25 protein-coding genes are annotated in these 20,614 nt (G+C 70.8%); 17 read left to right on the forward strand and 8 right to left on the reverse strand.

The genetic code is table 11. The features are described 5' to 3' along the window. Positions 1-132 precede the first annotated feature (132 nt). The 12 genes from WME82_RS25900 to WME82_RS25955 all read left to right on the forward strand — a co-directional run bounded on the left by WME82_RS25900 (position 133) and on the right by WME82_RS25955 (position 7,694). Complete coding sequence (locus WME82_RS25900) at positions 133-534, forward strand: hypothetical protein (RefSeq protein ID WP_438037486.1); 402 nt, start codon at positions 133-135, stop codon at positions 532-534. Further along, positions 524-679: an HNH endonuclease gene (locus WME82_RS25905; RefSeq protein ID WP_438037487.1), complete on the forward strand. Its 156-nt coding sequence runs from the start codon at positions 524-526 to the stop codon at positions 677-679. The genes WME82_RS25900 and WME82_RS25905 overlap by 11 nt, the downstream gene beginning before the upstream one ends. Continuing rightward, positions 676-1,347 carry a glutathione S-transferase family protein gene (locus WME82_RS25910; RefSeq protein ID WP_437849559.1) on the forward strand — a complete coding sequence of 224 codons (672 nt, stop codon included), beginning with the start codon at positions 676-678 and terminating at the stop codon, positions 1,345-1,347. Before WME82_RS25905 ends, WME82_RS25910 begins: the two co-directional genes overlap by 4 nt. A 393-nt stretch (positions 1,348-1,740) precedes the next feature. Next, positions 1,741-1,983 carry an addiction module protein gene (locus WME82_RS25915; protein WP_437849561.1) on the forward strand — a complete coding sequence of 81 codons (243 nt, stop codon included), beginning with the start codon at positions 1,741-1,743 and terminating at the stop codon, positions 1,981-1,983. Then, on the forward strand, positions 1,980-2,273 hold the full coding sequence (locus WME82_RS25920; protein WP_437739143.1) for a type II toxin-antitoxin system RelE/ParE family toxin: 294 nt from the start codon (positions 1,980-1,982) through the stop codon (positions 2,271-2,273). Before WME82_RS25915 ends, WME82_RS25920 begins: the two co-directional genes overlap by 4 nt. A 254-nt stretch (positions 2,274-2,527) precedes the next feature. Further along, complete coding sequence (locus tag WME82_RS25925) at positions 2,528-3,136, forward strand: YdeI/OmpD-associated family protein (protein ID WP_438037488.1); 609 nt, start codon at positions 2,528-2,530, stop codon at positions 3,134-3,136. A 29-nt stretch (positions 3,137-3,165) separates the two neighbouring features. Next, a complete protein-coding gene (locus tag WME82_RS25930) occupies positions 3,166-3,510 on the forward strand; it encodes a VOC family protein (RefSeq protein ID WP_438037489.1) in 345 nt (114 codons plus the stop codon). Positions 3,511-3,647: 137 nt separating this feature from the next. Beyond that, a complete protein-coding gene (locus WME82_RS25935) occupies positions 3,648-4,799 on the forward strand; it encodes a penicillin-binding transpeptidase domain-containing protein (protein WP_438037490.1) in 1,152 nt (383 codons plus the stop codon). A 56-nt stretch (positions 4,800-4,855) separates the two neighbouring features. Then, positions 4,856-5,488 (forward strand): endonuclease III, encoded by a 633-nt coding sequence (gene nth, locus WME82_RS25940; protein WP_437911325.1) that lies wholly within the window; start codon positions 4,856-4,858, stop codon positions 5,486-5,488. Between the two features lie 7 nt (positions 5,489-5,495). After that, positions 5,496-6,179, forward strand: coding sequence for a uracil-DNA glycosylase (gene ung, locus WME82_RS25945; protein WP_438037491.1), 684 nt, complete (start codon positions 5,496-5,498; stop codon positions 6,177-6,179). Positions 6,180-6,186: 7 nt separating this feature from the next. Beyond that, positions 6,187-6,951, forward strand: coding sequence for a YkgJ family cysteine cluster protein (locus tag WME82_RS25950; protein ID WP_437849572.1), 765 nt, complete (start codon positions 6,187-6,189; stop codon positions 6,949-6,951). Positions 6,952-7,076: 125 nt separating this feature from the next. After that, on the forward strand, positions 7,077-7,694 hold the full coding sequence (locus WME82_RS25955; protein WP_437739152.1) for a glutathione S-transferase family protein: 618 nt from the start codon (positions 7,077-7,079) through the stop codon (positions 7,692-7,694). A 144-nt stretch (positions 7,695-7,838) separates the two neighbouring features. Here WME82_RS25955 and WME82_RS25960 read toward each other — a convergent pair whose 3' ends face one another. Together WME82_RS25960 and WME82_RS25965 are read right to left on the reverse strand one after the other, a co-directional pair. Then, a complete protein-coding gene (locus WME82_RS25960) occupies positions 7,839-8,549 on the reverse strand; it encodes a DUF4351 domain-containing protein (RefSeq protein WP_438037492.1) in 711 nt (236 codons plus the stop codon). Between the two features lie 175 nt (positions 8,550-8,724). Next, positions 8,725-9,621 (reverse strand): phosphotransferase family protein, encoded by an 897-nt coding sequence (locus WME82_RS25965; protein ID WP_438037493.1) that lies wholly within the window; start codon positions 9,619-9,621, stop codon positions 8,725-8,727. An 84-nt stretch (positions 9,622-9,705) separates the two neighbouring features. Between WME82_RS25965 and WME82_RS25970 the strand changes: the two genes are divergently transcribed. After that, complete coding sequence (locus WME82_RS25970; protein ID WP_438037494.1) at positions 9,706-10,611, forward strand: PP2C family protein-serine/threonine phosphatase; 906 nt, start codon at positions 9,706-9,708, stop codon at positions 10,609-10,611. Between the two features lie 18 nt (positions 10,612-10,629). Here the strand turns inward: WME82_RS25970 and WME82_RS25975 are convergent, their stop codons facing one another. Continuing rightward, the gene (locus tag WME82_RS25975; protein ID WP_437849579.1) at positions 10,630-11,511 is read right to left on the reverse strand and encodes an SCE4755 family polysaccharide monooxygenase-like protein; all 882 of its coding nucleotides are present in this window, start codon (positions 11,509-11,511) and stop codon (positions 10,630-10,632) included. A 355-nt stretch (positions 11,512-11,866) separates the two neighbouring features. Between WME82_RS25975 and WME82_RS25980 the strand changes: the two genes are divergently transcribed. After that, positions 11,867-12,712 (forward strand): aldo/keto reductase, encoded by an 846-nt coding sequence (locus tag WME82_RS25980; RefSeq protein WP_437739157.1) that lies wholly within the window; start codon positions 11,867-11,869, stop codon positions 12,710-12,712. A 179-nt stretch (positions 12,713-12,891) separates the two neighbouring features. Then, positions 12,892-13,734 (forward strand): hypothetical protein, encoded by an 843-nt coding sequence (locus WME82_RS25985; RefSeq protein ID WP_438037495.1) that lies wholly within the window; start codon positions 12,892-12,894, stop codon positions 13,732-13,734. Positions 13,735-13,756: 22 nt separating this feature from the next. On the opposite strand, the gene WME82_RS25990 is transcribed toward WME82_RS25985, so the two are convergent. Beyond that, complete coding sequence (locus WME82_RS25990; RefSeq protein WP_438037496.1) at positions 13,757-15,208, reverse strand: thioredoxin family protein; 1,452 nt, start codon at positions 15,206-15,208, stop codon at positions 13,757-13,759. Between the two features lie 170 nt (positions 15,209-15,378). Here WME82_RS25990 and WME82_RS25995 point away from each other — a divergent pair, with 170 nt between their 5' ends. Both WME82_RS25995 and WME82_RS26000 read left to right on the forward strand, forming a co-directional pair. After that, positions 15,379-16,044 carry a hypothetical protein gene (locus WME82_RS25995; protein ID WP_438037497.1) on the forward strand — a complete coding sequence of 222 codons (666 nt, stop codon included), beginning with the start codon at positions 15,379-15,381 and terminating at the stop codon, positions 16,042-16,044. Positions 16,045-16,176: 132 nt separating this feature from the next. After that, positions 16,177-16,929, forward strand: coding sequence for a hypothetical protein (locus tag WME82_RS26000; protein ID WP_438037498.1), 753 nt, complete (start codon positions 16,177-16,179; stop codon positions 16,927-16,929). 252 nt (positions 16,930-17,181) lie between these two features. Here the strand turns inward: WME82_RS26000 and WME82_RS26005 are convergent, their stop codons facing one another. The 4 genes from WME82_RS26005 to WME82_RS26020 form a co-directional block, all read right to left on the reverse strand. Further along, positions 17,182-18,135, reverse strand: a complete 954-nt coding sequence (locus WME82_RS26005) for a LysR family transcriptional regulator (RefSeq protein ID WP_438037499.1) — start codon at positions 18,133-18,135, stop codon at positions 17,182-17,184. Between the two features lie 461 nt (positions 18,136-18,596). Then, a complete protein-coding gene (locus WME82_RS26010) occupies positions 18,597-18,779 on the reverse strand; it encodes a hypothetical protein (RefSeq protein ID WP_438037500.1) in 183 nt (60 codons plus the stop codon). 241 nt (positions 18,780-19,020) lie between these two features. Then, positions 19,021-20,073 carry a LacI family DNA-binding transcriptional regulator gene (locus WME82_RS26015; RefSeq protein ID WP_438037501.1) on the reverse strand — a complete coding sequence of 351 codons (1,053 nt, stop codon included), beginning with the start codon at positions 20,071-20,073 and terminating at the stop codon, positions 19,021-19,023. Between the two features lie 239 nt (positions 20,074-20,312). After that, positions 20,313-20,525, reverse strand: a complete 213-nt coding sequence (locus tag WME82_RS26020; RefSeq protein ID WP_438037502.1) for an MYXO-CTERM sorting domain-containing protein — start codon at positions 20,523-20,525, stop codon at positions 20,313-20,315. Positions 20,526-20,614: the final 89 nt, after the last annotated feature.

Here is a 20,614-nt window from a genome sequence, read left to right on the forward strand (position 1 = left end):
CCGACGATGATACCGATCATGGCAACGCAGAGGAGAACGGCCGGCTGCGCGTCGCGCTGCGCCTTGCACCGCCGAGCTTGCTGGCCTCGACGGCCCATCGTAAACTAGGATATGGCCGTTCAAGCCGTTACCGTGAACTTGCCCGAGCCGCTGTACGAGCGGCTGGCTCGCCGCGCGCAGAAAACGCAACGAACCGTCGAGTCCGAGCTCGTCGACGGGGTGGCGACCTCCCTCCCTGACGAACCCGACGAGCTGCCGGTCGACATGGCGGAGGCCATCGCCGCGCTGCACTTGCTAGGTGACGAGGATCTCTGGCGGGCCGCCAGGCAGAGCCTCGCCCCGGAGAAGGCAGCAGACCTTGAGGATCTGCACATCAAGCGCCAGAGCGAAGGGCTCTCCGCGTCGGACATCGAGGAGCTCGCGACGCTCATGAAGGAGTACACGCGCATCATGCTGGTTCGTTCCCGATCTGCCGCGCTGCTCAAACAGCGAGGTCATGACATCTCGGGGCTTCACCAAGGACATGAGCCGTAGCTACATCGGGAGGGCGCTGCGTGAGCAGGTCGCCAGTGAGGCGCGCCATCGCTGCGGCCACTGCCTGATCTCGGCGCGTATTATCGGCACGCCGATGGAGATCGACCACATCATCCCTCAGTCGCTGGGCGGATCTGCAGAATGAAGATTCAGCTTTACTACTATCCCGGCAACGCGAACCTCGCGCCACACCTCCTGCTGCAAGAAGCGGGCTGTGACTTTGAGCTCGTGCTCGTCGATCGCGACCGGCGCGAGCAAAAGAGCGCGAACTACTTGCGTCTCAACCCCAACGGCGTGATCCCCACGCTGGTTTGTGGCGAGCTCGTGCTCTTCGAATCTGCGGCGATCTGCCTGTACATCGCGGATCAATACCCGAGCGCACGGCTGATCCCACCTCTGGGGTCAAGCGAACGAGCGCATCTCTACAAGTGGCTCTTCTTCCTGAGCAACACGGTGCAGCCCGCGTACGTGGCTTACCGCTACCCAGAAAAATACGCGGCAAATTTGACCCAAAGCGACGGCGCACAGCCTACCAGCGGGGCTGTCGACGAGGTGCGAGCCGCGGCGGCGGCGCGAGCCATGCAGGCCTTTGAGGTCATCGAGAACGCCTGGGGCTCCGGGCCCTTCATGCTGGGCGAAGCATATTCGGCGTGTGACGCCTATCTCTATATGCTGACCTGGTGGGCGCGGAAGTTGCCACGACCCCCGCATCGGATGGAGCGCATCGGTGCCTGTATCGACGCTGTTGGACGACGTTCCGCGACGCAGCGCGCGTGTGCAGCCGAGGGCATCGAAGTTCGCTTCGAGACCTGAACGCGGTGCGCGAGAGCACAAGAGAGAAACCATGAGCGGAAAGCTGCATAGCGAAGCGTTGCAGCAGACGGTCGCCGCCGGTCGCAGATGCTCCTGTGGCGCCCGCAGCTGAACGCCGGTGCGTGAGACTGGAGAATTCAGCCAGAGGGAGGTCTCGTCGGTCGTACTCCCGACCGCTCTCTCCGTCCCGTGCGCGGAGCGCAGGGTTGTCTCTGCTCTGCCCGCGCGTGTGGGCCGAGCCCTCTCGGCCGGCACGACCCCGGACAGGCGCGGGTACCGCAGAAGATGCTGGAATTATTGGACAATCGGACGAAAATGGCCCACGAACATCCTGGCATGAGGCACTGCCCGCCGGGCGTGATCTCCGGTGGAATTTGCGGTATAATTTCGGATATGACCCTCCCCGCGATGCCCCCTCCAGGTTTCGACGACCTCTCTCCCGCTGAGAAGCTCGATTACCTACAGGCCCTCTGGGACCGCGTGGCGCTCCATCCTGAGGCAGTTCCCGCCCTGGAGTGGCATCGCGAGATCATCGCTGAACGCCTGGCGGCGCACCGAGCTGGTCAGGGTTCGAGCCGCTCGTGGGAGGAGGCCCGCCGAGACCTGCTCTCGCGCCTGCGCGCCGCGCAGCGATGAGACGGCTTGAAATCCGCCAGGAAGCGGAGGTCGAAGTCTTCGACGCTGCGCTTCGCTACGAGCGGGAGCGGCGCGATCTCGGATTCCGATTCGAGTCTGAAGTGGATGTCACGATCCGCCGTGCCATGGAGAATCCTCTCCAGTTTCCTGAGATCGAGCCCGGCATTCGTCGCGCACTGGTTCGAATCTTTCCTTACGGCGTCTTCTTCGTGCTCGAAGAACCCTTGGTGCTCGTGATAGCGGTGCTTCACCTGCACCGCCATCCGGACGCGTGGAAAGAGCGGCTGTGAGCACCGAGATGCGTATAGTGGCATTCTCGGTCTAACAATTCGCCGGTGCCGACACCGCTCCGCGGCGCTGCACCCCGCATCTCTTGGGCAGACGGGCAGACAGAAAGGCGAGTTGTAGACGCAGGCGCTGCTCGGCCGCCATGGGCAACGTTCGATGCTCTCACTGTCGAGGGAAAGCTCTGGTACGTGCAAAGGACCCGGCGTGCCGGCTCCCTTGGATCCTTGATCGATAGGCTTCAACCAGGACCTTTTTCATGGCGCCGATCATTCCCAATCCAGACAAGATCAAGAGCTTCCCCACCGAGGCAGCGTTCGAAGCCTGGATGGCCGCGAACCACGCCCGCGAGACCGAGCTGTGGCTGAAGATTCACAAGAAGGACTCGGGCCTGCCGACGGTCACCTACGCGCAGGCGCTGGACGTGGCCCTGTGCTGGGGCTGGATCGACGGCATCCGGAAGTCGTTCGATGACCTCTCTTTTCTGCAGCGGTACACCCCTCGCAAGGCGAGGAGCGTCTGGAGCCAGATCAACACGGATCACATCGCGCGGCTGACGGCGGCCGGCCGGATGACCCCGCACGGCCAGCGGCAGGTCGACGCCGCGAAGGCAGATGGCCGCTGGGAGGCCGCCTACGCCCCCATCCGCAGCGCGACCGGAGCCACCGTTCCCGACGACCTTCGCGCGGCCATCGAGGCGAACCCACGGGCGCGCAAGACGTTCCAGACCCTGGGGCGCCAGAACCTCTTCGCGCTGGCGTTTCGCATGAACAACATCAAGACGCCCGCCGGGCGCGCGAAGAAGATCGCGGCGCTGGTGGAGATGCTGGCGCGCGGTGAGACCATCGTGCCGGAAGGGCAGCGCTGACCTCGGTCAGCGCGCGCGGCTCCCCTCCAATGAGCGTGCAACGTGTTGCCTACGTGGTCCTCCGGTGCGCGGACCTCGAGCGCTCGCGGCGGTTCTACGAAGGCCTTGGCCTGCGCTTGTCCCCGGAACAGCACGGCAGCGGAGCGAAGCACTACTCGTGCGATGTGGGTGGAATGGTCCTCGAGCTCTATCCGCTCTCGGACAAGCCGACGTCCGGCCTCCGCCTGGGGCTCGTCGTTTCCGACCTCGATCGGATCCTGGAGTCGCTCCGAGCGCTGGGCGCGGTGGTCGGCGCCATCGGCTCCGAGGGCAGCTCGCCCGTGACGGTCATCGATCCCGATGGCCATCGGATCGCCCTGGAACAAGAACGCTGAGCCGCTCCAGGACAAAACCGGGGAGCGGGCGCTGCTCCTCATGAACCGCTCCCCCCTCCTCCTTGGGCGACGAGGTACCCGTCGCAACCAGCGCGCGGAACTTGGCCCTCCCGCGCGCCCCCTGGCATCTCCGCGGGGTGCGATCGCGTCTCTTCCTCGCGCTCGCCGCCGCGATCGCCGTCGGGATCGCGCCGGCGACGGCATCTCCGGCCCCGCCGGGCGTCCGAAAGCTCCACGTCGAGGCCGGCGCGGTCCACGCCACGGTCGGCGCGTCGGGCAAGCAGGTGCGCCTCACGCTCGATCCCGAGCTCCAGCGCGCCGCCGAGCGCCTCCTCGCCCGCTCCGGCGCCCCCGAGGGCGCCATCGTCGCCTCCGACGTCCGCACCGGCCGCATCCTCGTGTGGGCGAGCCGCGGAGACCGGGACTACGTCGCCACCCCGCTCGCCCCGAGCGCGAGCCTCTTCAAGATCGTCACCGCGGCGGCGCTGCTCGAGGGCCGCAAGGTGAACATCGCCACGCCCGTCTGCTACACGGGCGGCATGAGCGCGATCACCGCGGCTGATCTGCAGGGCCGCGGCGCCACCTGCACCGTCTTCGGCGAGGCGCTCGGCCGCAGCATCAACGGCGTCTTCGCCCGCCTCGCAGGCCAGCACCTCACGGCCGACGACCTGCGCAACAAGGCCCGCGACCTCGGCTTCGACGGCGAGGTCCCCATCGACATCCCCGTCGCGCCGAGCGCCGCCCATGTCCCGGCCGACGGGCTCGGCCTCGCCCGCGCCGCCGCGGGCTTCTGGAGCGGGCGGCTCAGCCCGCTCGGCGCTCTGTTCGCCATGCAGACGATCGCCAACGACGGCGAGCGCGTGCGCCTCTCGCTGCTCGCGCCGCCGGGCGCGCACGACGCGCAGGACCGCCGAGACGCGGGCGCGCTCGCGCCGCGGAGCACCGACGGCCGCGGGCTCCGGGCCGACGTCGCGCGCACCCTCCGGTCGATGCTCGAGGTCACGACGCGGCGGGGCACCTGCGCCAAGGCGTTCCGCAAGCCCGACGGCACCCGCGCCCTCGGCACCATGCCCGTCGCCGCCAAGACCGGCACGCTGGTCGGCGGCAGCCCGTCGCGGATGTTCTCGTGGTTCGCCTCGTTCGCGCCGTCGGATCGCCCCGAGATCGCGGTCTCCGTGATGCTGGCCAACGACATCGCGTGGCGCACCAAGGCGAACCTCGTGGGGCGCGAGCTGCTCGAGATCTACTTCGGCCGGAGACGCCCGGGGCCCGTGGCCCGGCGCCGCTGACGGGCCGAGCCCCGCTGACGGGCGGCCCGGGGCTGGGTTACGCTGCGACGATCCCCATGAACGCCCGAGACCGCATCCCCCTCCTCCTCGAGCAGCTGCGCAAGGAGTACCCCGACGCGCGTTACGAGCTCGACTGGAAGACGCCGCTCGATCTGCTCGTCGCGACCATCCTGGCCGCGCAGTGCACGGACGAGCGCGTCAACCGGGTGACCGCCACGCTCTTCCCGAAGTACCCGACGGCGCAGGCGTACGCCGACGCGCCCACGGCGGAGCTCGAGGAAGAGCTCAAGCCGACCGGCTTCTACCGCCAGAAGACGAAGACGGTGCAGGCCACGTGCAGGGAGCTCGTCGCGCGCTTCGGCGGCGAGGTGCCCGCGACCATGGCCGATCTCACAACGCTGCCGGGCGTGGCCAGGAAGACGGCGAACGTCGTGCTCAACACGGCGTTCGACATCCCCTCGGGGATCATCGTCGACACCCACGTCGCCCGCCTCAGCGGGCGCATCGGCCTCTCGAAGCGCGAGAAGCCCGAGCAGATCGAGGAGGATCTGATGAAGATCGTGCCGAAGGACCAATGGACGTTCTTCGGCCCTGCCCTGGTGCTGCACGGCCGCTACACCTGCGTCGCCAGGAAGCCGAAGTGCGGGGAGTGCCGGATGAGCGAGTTCTGTCCGAAGGAAGGGGTCTGAGCGAGAGATGAAGATCGATCTACCTGCCTCGTGGGAGCGCGTGCTCGCCGGAGAGCTCGAGCAGCCGTACTTCAAGAAGCTGGCGCGCTTCGTCGAGGACGAGCGGAAGGCGCACCAGGTGTTTCCGGCGGAGGAGGACGTCTTCGCCGCGTTCAAGCTCACGCCGTACGAGAGCGTGCGCGTGCTGCTCCTCGGCCAGGACCCGTACCACGACGACGGGCAGGCCCACGGGCTGTGCTTCTCCGTGCGCCCGGGCGTCACGCCGCCGCCGTCGCTGGCCAACATGTACAAGGAGGCGGTCTCGGATCTGCCGGGCTTCACGATCCCGAGCCACGGCTGCCTCACCACGTGGGCCACGCAGGGCGTGCTGCTGCTGAACACCGTGCTCACCGTCCGGGCGCACACGCCGAACTCCCACAAGAACCAGGGCTGGGAGTCGTTCACCGACGCGGTCATCAAGAAGGTCAACGACAGGCCCGACGGGGTGGTGTTCGTGCTCTGGGGCGGCCACGCGCAGAAGAAGGCGAAGCTCATCGACGCGAAGCGCCACACGGTCATCAAGACGGCTCATCCCTCGCCGCTGTCGGCGAGGAGCGGCTTCTTCGGCAGCAAGCCGTTCTCGACCATCAACAGCGCCCTCCGCGCCCGCGGCGCCGACGAGATCGACTGGCGGCTCCCGGAGACGGCGTAGCGCCGCGATGACGCGGCGGAATCGCTCCCTGCCGCTCGCCCCCGCGACGCGGTACACCCCCGCCATCCTCGAGGGGATCGCCGACGGGGAGCGCGCCGCGCTCGCGCTGTCGCTCGCCACGCGCACCGAGGCCGGCGCGGTGTCGGCCGCGGCCTCGGCGCTCGCGCGGGCCGAGGCGCTGCAGGGGGCATCGGTCGCCGCCGAGCCGCCCGATCGGCCCATCGCCTGCAGGGCCGGCTGCGCGACCTGCTGCGTCAGCAAGGTGCTCGTGCTGGCGCCGGAGGTGCTCCGCATCGCGGCCCACCTGCGCGCCACGCGGAGCCAGGCGGAGCTCGCCGCGCTGGAGGAGCGCGTCCGCGCCGCCGACGCGGCGACGCGCGGGCTCTCCCGCCTGGAACGCGCCGAGGCCGGCGTCCCCTGCCCGCTGCTCGACGAGCGCGGCGCCTGCTCGATCCACGCTGTCCGCCCGATCGTGTGCGCGGGCTGGAGCTCCCTCGACGCCGCCGCGTGCGAGCGCCACTTCGCCGCGCCCGCGTCCGTGCCCACGGCGCCGATGCACCGCCCGGGATACGAGGTCGCCAACGCCGTCCTCGCCGGCCTGGGATGGGCTGCGAAGGAGCAGGGCCTCGACGCCGCGCCGCTCGAGCTGATCGCGGCCCTGCGCATCGCGCTCGATCGCCCGAACGCCGGCGAGCGGTGGCTCGCGCGCCTCCCGGTCTTCGCCGCGGCCCGCGACGCCGAGTGGCAAGAGGATCGGCGGCGCGAGGGCTGATCGCGCGCCGCGATCGGCCCGCGTCATCAGGGCGCTCGCGGTCGGGGAAATCCGTTTAGGCTAGCGCGCCGCGGAGGTCGCCGCCGGTCGGCGCCTCGCGACGGAACACAGGACAAGGAGACACGATGAAGATCTACGGACATCCCATGAGCACGTGTACGCGCAAGGTCCTGACGGTGCTCGCCGAGAAGGGCCAGGAGGCGCAGTTCGTGCTCGTCGACCTGATGAAGGGCGCGCACAAGCAGCCCGAGCACCTCGCGCGCCACCCCTTCGGCGTGATCCCGGTGCTCGAGGACGAGGACTTCACGCTCTACGAGTCGAGGGCGATCATGCGTTACCTCGATCACAAGCTTCCGGGAGCTCCGCTGACGCCGACCGAGCTCAGGGCCAGGGCGCTCATGGATCAGTGGCTCAGCGTGGAGCAATCGTACTTCGCCACCCCGGCGGTCAAGATCGTCTTCCAGCGGGTCTTCCTGCCGATGCAGGGCAAGCCAGGCGACGAGGCGATCGTCGATGCGTCCAAGGCCGAGGTCTCGAAGGCGCTCGACGTGGTCGAGAAGGCGCTGGCCGGCCAGGAGTACCTCGCGGGCTCGAGCTACTCGCTGGCCGACATCTCGTGGATGCCGTACCTCCAGTGTCTCGTTGTGTCGAAGGTCGAGGACCTCATCACCGATCGGCCGAACGTCGCGGCGTGGTGGAAGCGCATCAGCGCGCGTCCCGCCTGGGTGAAGGTGTCGTCCTGACGCCTGCCGGCCTGCCCTGAGCGGGCGTCTTCTGCTCAGAACGCAACGGGGTGGTCGGCGACGCCGGGGACGCCGGTGCATCGCTGGCGCCCCTGCGCGGCCGCGCTCCCGGACCGCCGGGCGCGGCGGGTGCTCCTCGGCCCTTCAGCTCGGCGCGCCGAGCACCTCGTCGAGCGTCCGCGCGCCGAGCATCCGCTCGCCCCACCGCTCGAGCTCGGCCACGTCGGCTGCATCGATGCGAGCGACGACGGCCGCGGGCAGCTCGCCGAAGCGGGCCCGGAGCTGCCGCAGCAGGAGGTTGCGCCCCCCTTCCTTCAGCCCCTCGTCGCGCCCTTCCTTCAGCCCCTCGTCGCGCCCTTCGTTGCGCAGTTTTTGCTGGTAATCCTCGAACCACGCCCGGATCTCTGCGCTCACGTCGTCCTCCTCGCTCGTCGCCTGCTCATCGAGCCCGAGCCGAAAATGTACCAGGAGAGGCGTGGCGACGCTCCTCTCCCAAGCGTCCTCCGGGGTCGATGCGTCGGGTTCCGCATCGTTCGACGAGGCGCCGACTGGAGACGCTTGCGCGCGGGCCCGGCGTTCGAGCTCGTGATACCAGGTGAGCTGCTTGCGCAGACACGAGCGGACCTGCCGCAAGCCGGGCGTGCGGTGAAACGGCTCGAACAGGCTCGGCTCCGCGGAGAGCTCGCCCAGCAAGCCCATCCCGGCGCGCTCGGCGTCCCGCGCCGGATCGGGCACGCTGTAGACATCGATCTTCTGCGTCGCCGCGAGCACCTCCACCTCCGTCTCCGGAGACGAGGCTCGGCTCAGCGCCTCGCGCAGAATGTTCTTCGCGAACTGGTCAGCGCCGTTGTGCATCGGCGTCGCACCCTAACCGCATCACGGAGAACTGCCCACAAGATAGAGCGGAAGATGAGCGGCAAGCATGCTTACGCGTGGAGCACTGTGCTCATCACGAAAACGACTCTCCAAGCTGCGGTGCCCGCCAATGACCACTGCGGAGCCATGTCGGGTTCGGCGTCTTCAGGCCGCCTCATCCCTCGCTTCCCCCTGCGGTCTGAAGGATGCGGCCACAGACATCGATCGCCCGGCGCGAGCCTGGCTCCACCCCGTCGAGGAGCCCCACCAGGTTGAACAGGTCGAACGCCGCGCCCCAGCGCTCGAACCCCTCGGGAAGCGGCGCGCTCTCGCGGTAAGCGCCCGCGAACGCCGCGACGAACTCGCGCCCCGGACTCCAGCGCAGGAGCTGGCCGACGTCCATCAGGCTCGGTCCCGCGTACGCGAACTCCCAGTCGAGCACGAGGAGCTCGCCCGACGACAGCCAGTGCAGGTTCGACGCCTTGAAATCCCCGTGGAGGAGCACGGGCGCCGGCGCCAGCGCGCGCAGCGCCTCCGCGTTCGCGTCGAGGAACGCGCGCACGCGCTCGCTCAGCTCGCCGCGCAGAGCAGGAGCCAGCCTGTCGAGGACCGCGTCCACATGACCCCGCAGCGCGCCGATGCAGTCGGCGAACGGCACGGACACGGCGAGCTCCGGCCCCAGGAAACCCGCGCTGTCGTAGCCGACGCCGTGAATCTCCGCGAGCGCGCGCCCGACCGCAGCACCACACGTCGCGGTGTCCTGGAGCGGTCCGTGGGGGACGTGCTCGAGGACGAGGAAATCCTCACCCGCCGACAGGACCGCCGGGACGCGGAACGACCTCCAGCCCCGCGCGAGCAGGCTGGCCTCCTTCGGCGCCGCGGCCGCGTCTCGGCGGTACACCCGCAGCACGCGCTCGGCGCCGAGACGCACGTTCACGTTGGCGTGCCCGCCGGAGAGCACCTCCGCTTCGCCGGTGAACGACCGGACCCGCCGCTCGATCTCGGCGCGCGCGAGGGTCTGGACGTGCGCGGCGCGCTCCCACGCGCGCTCGGGGTTGGGGAGCAGCCTCATGCGGTCTCTCTTCATTTGAGGCACGAGGCGCGCCGCGCGTCGAGCGCCCTCCCTCGGACAGCGCCCCCGCGGTACGATGCGCGCATGCCCGTGTACCGCACGTCCGCCGTCGAACACGCCGCGGCGGTCGCCGTGGCGGCCCGGACCGACGTGGGCCTCAGCCGCGAGCACAACGAGGATACCTTCCTGATCAGCGATCTCGCGCGCGGGCTCGCCCATGGGCCCGCGGCCGCCCAGGCGTCCGTCGCGCCGCCGCTCGCCCTGTCGCTCGGCGTCTACGACGGCTCCGGCGGCGCGTCGTCCCCCGACGCGGCGAGCCGGCTCGCCGCGCGCATCGTCCACGCCATCCTCACCCGCTCCGCGCCCCGATCGAGCGACGCCCTCGAGCGGAGCCTCCGCGAGGCGATCGGCGAAGCCGGGCGCGCCGTCCGCGACAACGCCCGCCGGAGCTCACAGCACCGGAACAGCGGCACCACGGCGACCGTGGCCGCGCTCTGCGATGAGCGCCTCCTGCTCGCGCAGGTCGGCGACAGCCGCGCCTACCTCCTCCGGAGCGGCGTCCTCACCCAGCTCACCCGCGACCAGACCCTCCTCCAGTCGCTGCTCGACAGCGGCAAGCTGCGGCCCGAAGAGGCCGCCACGTTCGAGCACAGGGGCGTGATGCTCCAGGCGCTCGGGCTCCGCGAACACCTCAGGATCGCGCTCTCCGCCGTCGAGCTCCGCCGCGAGGACACCCTGCTGCTCTGCACCGACGGGCTGAGCGACCTCGTCGACGATCGGCACATCGCCGCCGCGCTCGACGCCCACCCCGACCCCGCGGCGGCCGCCAGCACCCTGATCGACGCCGCGCTCGCCGCCGGAGGCCGCGACAACGTGACCGCGCTGGTCACGCGGTTCGACGGCCCCTGGCTCGCCCCGCCGGCCAGCGACCGCGCCGCGGAGATCATCGAGATCGCCAGGTTCGCCGAAGGGCCGACGCGCCGCTCCTGACGGCGCGCCGGCTCGCGATCACGAGCGCCGCGACCCGCGACCGGCAGCGTCCTGCCGCGGCGCCAGCCGGCCTCGCCTCCGCCCGCGCGCCGCGAGCGCGAGGGCGGCGAGCGCGCCGAGCCCCGCCGAGATCGGAGCCCCGCCCGCCGCGCCGCCGAAGCTGCACCCGCCGTCGTCCTCCGCCGCGCCAGATCCCTCGTCAACGCCAGCGCCCGTCGTCGCGCCCCCGCCCGTGCCCGCGCCCGCCCCTGTCGTCGCGCCCCCGCCCGTGCCCGCGCCCGTCGTCGCGTCTCCGCCTGCGCCCACCGTGGCGCTGCTGCTCGCGCTCGCCGCCGCGTCCCCGCCCGCGCCCGTCGCGCCGCCGCCCGTGCCGGCGCCGGAGCTCGCGGCGCTCGTCGCGGCGCCAGGATCGGAGGACTTGAGCACCAGATCCGCACAGCGGTAGTACAGCGTGGCCGGCCTCCTGTCCGTCATGACCTGGATGAGCTGAAGCGTGCAGTTGTCACACTCCACGTCCGGGAGCGTGACCTCCGCGGAATACGACCCTCCGCGCTTGTCGGCGATGCCGTCGAGCAGGCAGCCCTTGTCCACCCCCGGCTCGCAGAGATCGTTCTCGTTCGCCGGCTCCGGGAAATCATCGAAGCCGTCGTCGTCGAACATGATCCGGAAATGCCCGGGGTGATCGATCGTCTCGTTCCACGTCACCGTGATGGTCTCGCCCGGCTCGAACACGGTGACGGTCTCGCCCCGCGCATCGCCGCGAGCACCGCAAGGCGCCACCTTCTGCTGGTCGTCCGCGTGCCTCGGCGCGGGGGACGTGAGGTCGATGTGCGCGCGGCTCACGCCAGCGAACGACATCACGGCGGCCAGTACGAACGATCCCATCAGCATGCAACGCATCGATCCACCTCCTCGGAGCCCGCGGGCAGCGCAATCTACACAGCGGCTCATCGTCTGTCTGCGACGTCCTCAAGCAAGGAATTTTTCATGGACAGGGCGCCAGCGACCTACGTCGCGAACCGCCGGGCTCAGCCCGGTGAAAGCGCTCGGGCTTGCTTTTCGTGGTGAATTCAGCGATCCCACCTGGGGCGGAGGGGCGCCTCTGCAACGCCGATCAGGTAGAAACGCTGTGTCCATGCGGCTCTCCGTGAAGGGAGGCCAGCACGGACCGCGTGGGGGTGGGGCCCCGCCGGCTCTGCCGGCGGGCGGGGGCGGCGCGTGCCGCCCCCGGTGACAAAAGCGGAGGTTCATCATCATGGAGCAGCGCGCACTCGGTTCTACTGGCGTCACGATCCCGGTCGTCGGACAGGGCACCTGGCAGATGGAGATGGACGATGAGGCGGCCTGCATCGACGCCATCCGGCGGGGGATCGACGCGGGCATGACGCACATCGACACGGCAGAGATGTACGGCTCGGGCGCTGTCGAGGCGCTCGTCGGCAAGGCGATCGCCGGCCGCCGCGACGAGGTGTTCCTCGCCTCCAAGGTGCTGCCCAGCAACGCGAGCTACGCCGGCACGATCGCGGCGTGCGAGCGAAGCCTGGAGCAGCTCCGCACCGACAGGCTCGACCTCTACCTCCTCCACTGGCCCGGGTCGCACCCGCTCGAGGAGACGTTCCGCGCCTTCAAGGACCTGAGGGACCAGGGCAAGATCCGGTATTTCGGCGTCAGCAACTTCGACCAGGCGGAGCTCTCGAAGGCGATCGCCATCGCCGGAGCGCGCGAGATCGCCTGCAACCAGGTGCTCTATCACCTGCTCGAGCGGTCGATCGAGCACCGGGTGCTGCCGCTCTGCGAGCGGCACGGCATCGCGGTCGTCGCCTACAGCCCGTTCGGCTCGGGCCGGTTCCCGGCGCCGGACAGCACGGGGGGCAGGGTGCTCGCGTCCGTCGCCGCCGCCCACCGCGCGACGCCGTGGCAGGTCGCGCTGCGCTTCCTGCTCCGCCGCCAGCCGATCTTCGTGATCCCCAAGGCCGCGAACGCCGCACACGCGCTCGACAACGCGGCCGCGGGCGATCTGCGCCTCAGCAGCGAGGACATCGCCCGTCTCGAGACGGCCTTCCCGCTCGGCCGGGATCGCGGCGTGCTGCCGACGCTGTAAAACGGGCAGTGAGCTGATGAAACCGTGAGAACGCCAGAAGACACCGAGGTTGGAATTCCACCTTGGTGTCTTCTGGACTCTGGGCCGTTTTCTCCTTCAGGAGCTTCGCGGGCCACGCTCGGCTCCGCCGAACGGCATGGCTGCTCTTGGCGGGCCGGCGCGCATGCCATACTGCGCGTATGAGCCACGCGCGCCTATCCTCACTTCTCTTCGGGCTTCTTCTCGCCGCCTGCGACGGCGCGGTCGAGATACCCTCCATCAGCGGCAGCACCGGCGACAGCGGCAGCACCGGCAACGGCGGCAGCACCGGCAACGGCGGCAGCACCGGCGACAGCGGCAGCACCGGCAGTGCTGGGGGCTCCGCCAGCTCGACCTCGAGCGGCGCGACACCGCTCGCATGCGGAGGGCGAAGCGGCGGGATCTGCGGCAAGGAGGACTTCTGCGACTTCCCCGACGACTCCTGCGGAACGTTCGACACCGTAGGCCGGTGCGCCCCCCGGCCCGGGGGGTGCCCGGAGGACTGCCCGGGCGTCTGCGGGTGCGACAACCAGTTCTACTGCAATGCGTGCGCTGCGCAGCAGGCCGGGGTGGATATCTCGGACAATGCCTCCTGCGTCGAGACCGAGGTCGGCCGCTACACCGCCACGTACTGGCCCGGCGGGTACGATCATCTCACGATCTACAAGGCCCGGCCAGAGGCGGACCTCTGCGTGATGCTCTATGCCGAGGCGCCGAGCAGGCAGTCGCCTGCGGACTTCGACATCGTCACGGTCCCGGAGATGTGGAGTGTGTCGCGCATCCTGATGAGCAAGGGGGCGGCCGACTGCACGCCGGAGGGCCTGGGCTCCGCTGGCGCGGCCGTGAGCGCGACGGGCGCCACCGGGAGCCTGACGATGGAGCTCCTGCCGGGGACAGCCACCCCGTGCACCGTCGACGTGGACATCACCGTGACCTTCCCGGAGGACCCCGCGACCGACCACCTCCGCGCGACGGACCTGATCGTGGACGCAGGGTGCCAGTAGCGGCCGCCAGACGCCGCCGCTGTCAGCGCTTCTTCTCGCCGCGCTGGGCCTTCTCCGCCTCGGCGAGCCGCCGCCGCGCGTCGTCCAGGGCCGTCTGGCTGGCGTGGCCCTTGGGGAGCGCCTCGTAGCCGGCCACCTCCTCGCGCAGCGTGGCGATCTGCTCCGCGCCCCGCCCGAGCCGCTGCTGGATCTCCGCGCGGAGCTTCAGGTAGCGCAGCCGGCGCGGGCCATAGGCGCGGCCGATGGCCCGCTCCACCGCGGCGAGCGCCTCCGCCTCGCGGCCCATCGCGTGGAGCACCTGCGCGAGCCGCGCGGGCGGCTCGTACGAGGCGGGCATCTGCGCCTCGCGCTGGGAGAGCATCGCGACCGCCTCCTCGCCGCGGCCGAGCGCGATATACGCCATGGCGCGCCCGTAGTCGTATGCGGCTGCCGCCTCGGGCGTCTTCGCCTCCTTCGCGGCCCGCTCCAGCACGGCGAGCTTCGACTCGCTCGCAGCGCGGGCCCCGCCCGCGTCCCCGAGCGCCTCGAGCCCCTCGGCGAGCAGGCCCCACGCGTCGGCCCTGTCGTCCGCGCTCGCGTCCGCGGGCGGGCTCGCGACGATCGACCGCAGCCGGGCGACCGCCGCCTCGCGCGCGGCCCGCTGGGCCTTGCCGCCGGGGAGCGCCGCCGCGCAGGAGAGCAGGACGCTCGCGAAATCGGCGGGCAGCGCCGCGCCCTTCACCTCGCCGACGTGCGCGCTGCCGAGCTCCGCGCACGCCGCGGCGTCCTTCTTGCGGTAGAGCGCCGAAAGGAGGCCGAGCAGCGCCTCGCTGCGCCGCGGCCAGGCCTCTCCGCCCCGGGCCAGGGCGCGCCGGTAGGCGGACACCGCCGCGGCGTGGTCACCCGCGCTGTGGGCCCGCTTCGCCTCGACCAGCAGGCGGTGCGGATCGTCCGCGGGCAGCGCCGACGCAGCCTGCGAATCCATCGCGAGCAGCGCCTCGCGGATCAGCTCGCGCAGCTCCTCGACCGAGGCGGCGCCCCGCCAGAGCCCGATCACCTCGCCGCCCGCCGGCTCGAGGACGAAGAACGTCGGCCACACCGTCACCTCGTGCCGCTCCAGGAACGGCGCGCTCTCCGGTCGATCCGTGTCGACGTCCGCGAACACCACCCGATCGGCGAACGGGCGCAGCGACGGATCGGTCAGCACGTAGTGCTTCATGCTCAGGCAGGTGTGGCACCACGGCGCCCACGCATCGACGAACAGCGCCTTGCCCTCGGTCCGGGCCTTCTCGCGCGCTCGCGGCACGTCGTCGTGGATGAACTCGAGCGGCGGCTGCGCGGCCGCCGGCTCCGGCCCGGCAGCGGGCGAGGGCGCCGCGGCTGGCGGCGACGGCGCGGCGGCCGGAGGCGCCGGCGCACGTGGCGGCGGCTCGACGGCGCAGGCAGCGAGGGCGGCGGCGGAGACGAGGGCGGGGAGCAGGGCCAAGGCACGCACGGCCAGACAGGGTAGCCGAACCGCGGCGAGCTCGCCCTCGCTGCGACAGGCGAGCGCGGCACCGGGACCGAGCGCGGCACCGGGACCGGATCGCGGCGTCGCTGGCAGGCGCCTCCGTGCGTCGACAAGGCGCTCCCCGACAGCCGCAAAGCTGGTACAGTCCCGCCGCAGTGAACGATTACGCGGGTCGGTGCGGCAGCTGCGCGGCATTCACCCGGGCGCACGACGATCCAGCGCGCGGCCGCGTCGGCGAGTGCGCCCTCGAGGTGTACCCGCCGCCGATCAAGGCGACAGCGACGTGCGCCCGTTACCGTGCCAAGGGCGCGCCTCCGCCGCCACCGCCACCCCGGGCGGCGGGCCAGCCGCGCGGCTCCGGCGTCAGGCCGCGGGCGCCCGAGCGCGCCCCGTTGCCGGAGCGCCGGCCGAGCGCGGCGCCGCAGCCCTTCCGTTCGCCGCTGCCAAGGGAGATCGACATCGACATGGATATCGACGAGTTCCGCCGTGTGCTGCGCGAGGTGCTGTCCGAGGAGCTCGGCGTCGGCCGCGCGGAGATGGGCGGCCGCTGGGAAGGCGGGGAGATCGTGCTCCGGCCCGGGAAGGAGGGCACGGCCGAGAAGCGCATCCCGCTCGACGTGTTCTTCCACAAGATCGTGATGCTCCGCGACAAGCTGCGCGTGCTGGAGCAGAAGATCAACGGGCACGAGGGGCTGAGCGACGCGGAGAAGGTCCAGCTCCAGGCGTACATCACGGGCTGTTACGGGACGCTCACGACGTTCAACGTCCTCTTCGCGCGCCGGGAAGACGGATTCTCAGGCAGCGGCCGAGACGGCGACTGATACGCCATTTGCCCTGCGCCGAGAGCGCCACGGCTCTCCCTCTCGTGCCTCGTGCGGGCCATGGGGGCCTGATCCCTGGCTCGGCCCTCCGCTTCGGCCTGCTGGGCCTGGTCGCGGCGCTATACTTGCCCCGTGTTCCGTTCCGATCGAGACGCGCTCGCGGGCAAGCTCGACGACGTTCAGGCCGAGAACGAGCGCCTGCGCCGACAGAACGAGGCCATGCGTCACGCCCTGCTGGCGCAGCGCGTCGGCGGGCAGCCTGTTGCCTCCAACACGTATCGCGGCGGCGTGGCCGGGCTGGGTGCCGGCGAGCGGGTCGCGCTCGCGCGGCATCAGCTCGAGGCGTTTCCGGTGTGGGCCACGGCGCTGCTGCACATCGTGACGTTTGGAATCGTGTCGTTCATCCGCTTCAACGCGATGCACGCCCAGCTGCCCCGGGCCGAGCGCGACGATCCGTCCGTGGGGAAGGCCATCGGCCTGCACTTGGCCCCGTACTTCAACTACTACTGGATCTTCTGGAACGGCCTCCGGCTCTGTGATCGCGTGAACCTGCAGTGCCGCCTGCGGGGCATGCCCGACGGCGTACCGCGGGGTTTGGTCATCGCGGCGTGCGTGGCGAGCGTCATCCCGTACATCCAGCTCCTGGCCGGCCCGATCACCTGGCTGTTCGTCGCCATTGCCATGCAGCGCACGGTGAACCGGATCGTCGAGCTCGACGCGCGGACCACGAGGGAACGCGTGGAGCCGGTCGACGCGGGCGCTGGCGTGTTCGGCGTGCGGTTCCCTGCGGTTCAGGCGCTGCCGCTGCCGGACGACGTCGCCGTCCAGGCGGAGGCGGAGGCAGAGGCCGCGGCGGCGATCGCCGAGCGGCGGCAGCGCCGCTAGAAATCCCGCCAGAGAAGGCGGTCGATGACGAGCGGTCGCCTGAAACAGTAGAGATTGCCGAAGTCCTCATTCGTGAAGGTCGCCCACTTCCGGTACGGGCTTCCGCAAGCTCGACGCGCGGGGCAGACGCCTTCCCGCTCGGCTGGACTGCCCGAGGGCACCAGCAGTACGGGCATGCCAGCGCGCAGCGATCCGACCGTCATGCCCCCTCCAATGCCTATGATGCCTCATCCCCTCTAGAACATCCCCGGATCAAGCCGCGCCCCTTCGGACCAGGGCCCGCAGGCGCGGCGAGAGGGCGCGGCCAGAGAAGAAGAGGTCGCGGAACCAGCGCTGCGCCGGGTCGTCGTCGTGGCGCTGCGACCATACGGCGACGACCTGGGCGGCGGGCAGCTCGAAGGGGGGCGCGAACACCCGAAGCCCGAAGAGCTCGCGGGCGCGCTGGGCGACGCTGCTCGGGATCGTGCAGAGGAGGTCGGAGCTGCGCACGGCGAGGGGCGCGGACATGAAGTGAGGCAGGCGCAGGGCCACGCGCCTGGTCTTGCCGAGGCGCGCCAGGGCGCGGTCGACGGCGCCGTCCCGGTGGCCCTCGACGCTGACGAGGACGTGGCCGAGGGCGACATAGGTGTCGAGATCGAGGCGGCGCTTGATCGCCGGGTGGCCTTTACGGGCCACGACGGCGAAGGGATCCTGGTAGAGCGGGGCGCGGCGGAGGCCGGCGGCCGGCACGGGCTGCGAGGCGCCGACAAGGGCCAGATCGATGTCGCCGAGGACCAGCGCGGGGGTGACGCCAGGGGAGAAGCGCTCGATCTCCAGGCGGACGAAGGGGGCGTGTTCGCCCAGGTGGTCGAGCACGTCGGGCAGCGTCGTGAGCTCGAAGTAGTCGACGGTGGCGACGCGGAAGGTGCGCGCCGAGGTGCGCGGATCGAAGGGCTCGGGGGAAGCGAGGGCGCGGCGGAGGTGCTCGAAGGCGGCGGGCAGCGCCGCGCGGAGCTGGAGCGCGCGCGGCGTGGGGGTGAGACCGCGGCCGAGGGGCACGAGGAGGGGATCGCCGAAGAGCTCGCGCAGGCGCGCGAGGGAGTGGCTCATCGCCGACTGGCTGACGTGGGCGCGGCGCGCCGCGGCGCTGACGCTCCCCTCGACGAGCAGCGCCTCGAGGGCGGGGAGGAGGTTCAGGTTGATGCTCCGGAGTTCGATCTCGCTCATGCCTGGCACGAGATACATCCCATTTTCCTCATGGGTCCAGCGACGCATGCCGGGCGGCCTATGAGAGCGTGCGATGTCGAGGGTCCGCTGCGCATCCCGAGGCTTCAGGCAACCTCGCTGACCTGCTCGCCTCACCGGACAGGACGAGCACCTTCCGCTCCCGGGGCTCCACCAGCCCGAGCAGGTCCAAGAGGGCGCGCGCGTCGACCTCCCCGTGGGGTGACGGTGCTCGGTCGCGGCGAGCGACGTGGGCGAGCCGATCGGGCACGGCGACCTCCCGCGGTCGTAGGCATGACGCCACCGGCGCGAGCTCGCTCGCCCCTCCGCTGCTGGAGCAGACTGCCGCGCGCGAGGGGACCGCGCTCCGCGATGTCCGGCTCGCGATCGACAAGCTGTGCAAGGGCGAGGCGCGTCCCCGCTCATCCGGGGACACCACCTTCGCCGAGTTCGCTGCGCGGGTGCTATCTGGCCAGCTTGCCGAGCAGTACCCGCTGCATGTGAAACCACTTCGACATCCGGAACAGCACCGACATGAGCTGAATCATGCTCTGGGAGTGCTCGGCCCCGTCCCTCTTCCTCGCTTCACGGTCGATCACGCGGATCGCGCGGTCTCCATGTTGCCGGCACATCTTGAGATAAGGCATCGCAAAAGTTATTCACCGGATACTCGCTCTCGCGACCTATCCGGCGCGTATCATCGCCAACAATCCGTTGCCACGTGGATGGGTTCCCAAGGCGGACAACAACAAGGCCCAAAGCCCTCGATACCCCGACGACGACAAGCGCCTCATGGCCGCGGTGGATATTCCACTGTCTTATCGGATCTATTACGGGTCTCTGATCCGTGAGGGGATGCGTGCAGACGAAGCTGGCAGGCTGGAGCGCTCATCGGTTCCGGGCGACCGCGGCGGTGCTCTTGCGCAAGACCAGCTCGGCCTCGACCACGACGCGCGAGCAGGAGCGGCGGCCGCTCTCGATCTGCCCGAGCAGCAAGTGGAGGCACCTGCGCCCCAGCTCGGAGAAGTCCTGGCGGACGGTGGTGAGCGGAGGCGTGAAGTAGGCCGCCTCCGGGATGTCGTCGAAGCCGACGATGCTGATGTCCCGCGGCACCGCGCGTCCGATCTCGTGCAGGTAGCGGAGCACGCCCAGCGCCATCTGGTCGTTGGCCACGAACACGGCGGTGACGCCTGGCGTGCGCGCCAGCTGCGGGGCGAGCTCGTAGCCCGAGCGTGCGCTCCAGTCGCCGCGCAGGAGAGGCGGCGGCTCGACGCCCGCGGCCTCCAGCGTCGAACGCCAGCCGTCGATGCGCTGCTCGGCCTCGAGCGAGTCGGTCGAACCGGCGATGTGCCACACCGTCCGGTGACCCAGGTCGACGAGATGGCGGGTCGCGGCCGCCGCGCCGCCGTGCTGGTCGACGGCGACCACCGGGACCGAATCGTCCGGCCCCCCCTCGACGGCGACCACCGGCACGTCGGAGGTGACGTGGCGGAGCGCGTCCACCGCCGACCGCAGCGGGGCGATGATCATGATGCCGTCGGCGCCCTGATCGCACAGCCCCTTCACCGCGTCCACCACCGGCGCGCGGCTGAGCGATTTCAGGCTGACGACGCTGACGCCGTACCCGGCGTCGTGCGCCGCCGTCTCGAGCCCGTGGAGCGTCGACGCCGGGCCGTAGTGCGTCGTGTCGAAGCTGACCACACCGAGCGTCCGCGAGCGCCCGGTGACGAGCGCCTGCGCCACGGAGCTCGGGCGGTAGTCGAGCTGGCGGATCGCGTCGAGCACGCGCTCCCGCGTGTCCCGATGCACGTGGGGGCTGTCGTGCAGGACGCGCGAGACCGTCTGGTACGAGACGCCGGCGAGCTTGGCCACGTCGACCATGACCGCGGCCCGGCGCCCGCCTCTCTTGATGCGCCCCTCGGGAGGAGAGTTTTCGTCCATCGGGGCCAAGCTTAGTCGCGCGCGGGGGGAATGGTATCGACATCCGCCACGACCGCCCCCCGGCGCCCGCCTCTCTTGATGCGCCGCCCGAGCGGAGCCTTGCCATTGGCCGGGCCCGATCTCGGCGGCGGAGGGGCGGATCGGTGTGAACGTCCCCGGTCGGGCCTCGTCCTCCGGCTCTGCCCTGAGTGGGCCGTCAGCCGCCGGTGCTCGCGCCGCTCGCCTCGAGCCGATCACGATCAGCCCCCGCACGCGTCGGCGACCCAACTCGCACCTGCCTTTCGCGCGCGCCGCTGCGCCACGACCGCGCCCAGCGCGACCAGGGCCGCGACCGCGCCCGCCGGGGAGCTGGGCCCCGATTCGACCCGGCAGGCGCGCCCGCCCTCGTCCTCGCTGGCGTTGTCCGCAGGGGCGGCGACCGCCCCCGTGCCATCCGCGCAATGGATACTCACCCTCGAACCTTGCTCGTCTCCAGCTGCTGCGCCGGCGATCACACCTCTCTTCAGGATTGATACCTCCACACGTGAGACGAGTCTTTAGC

It is taken from the genome of Sorangium sp. So ce128, from assembly GCF_051525245.1.
Lineage (GTDB): Bacteria > Myxococcota_A > Polyangia > Polyangiales > Polyangiaceae > Sorangium > Sorangium cellulosum_B.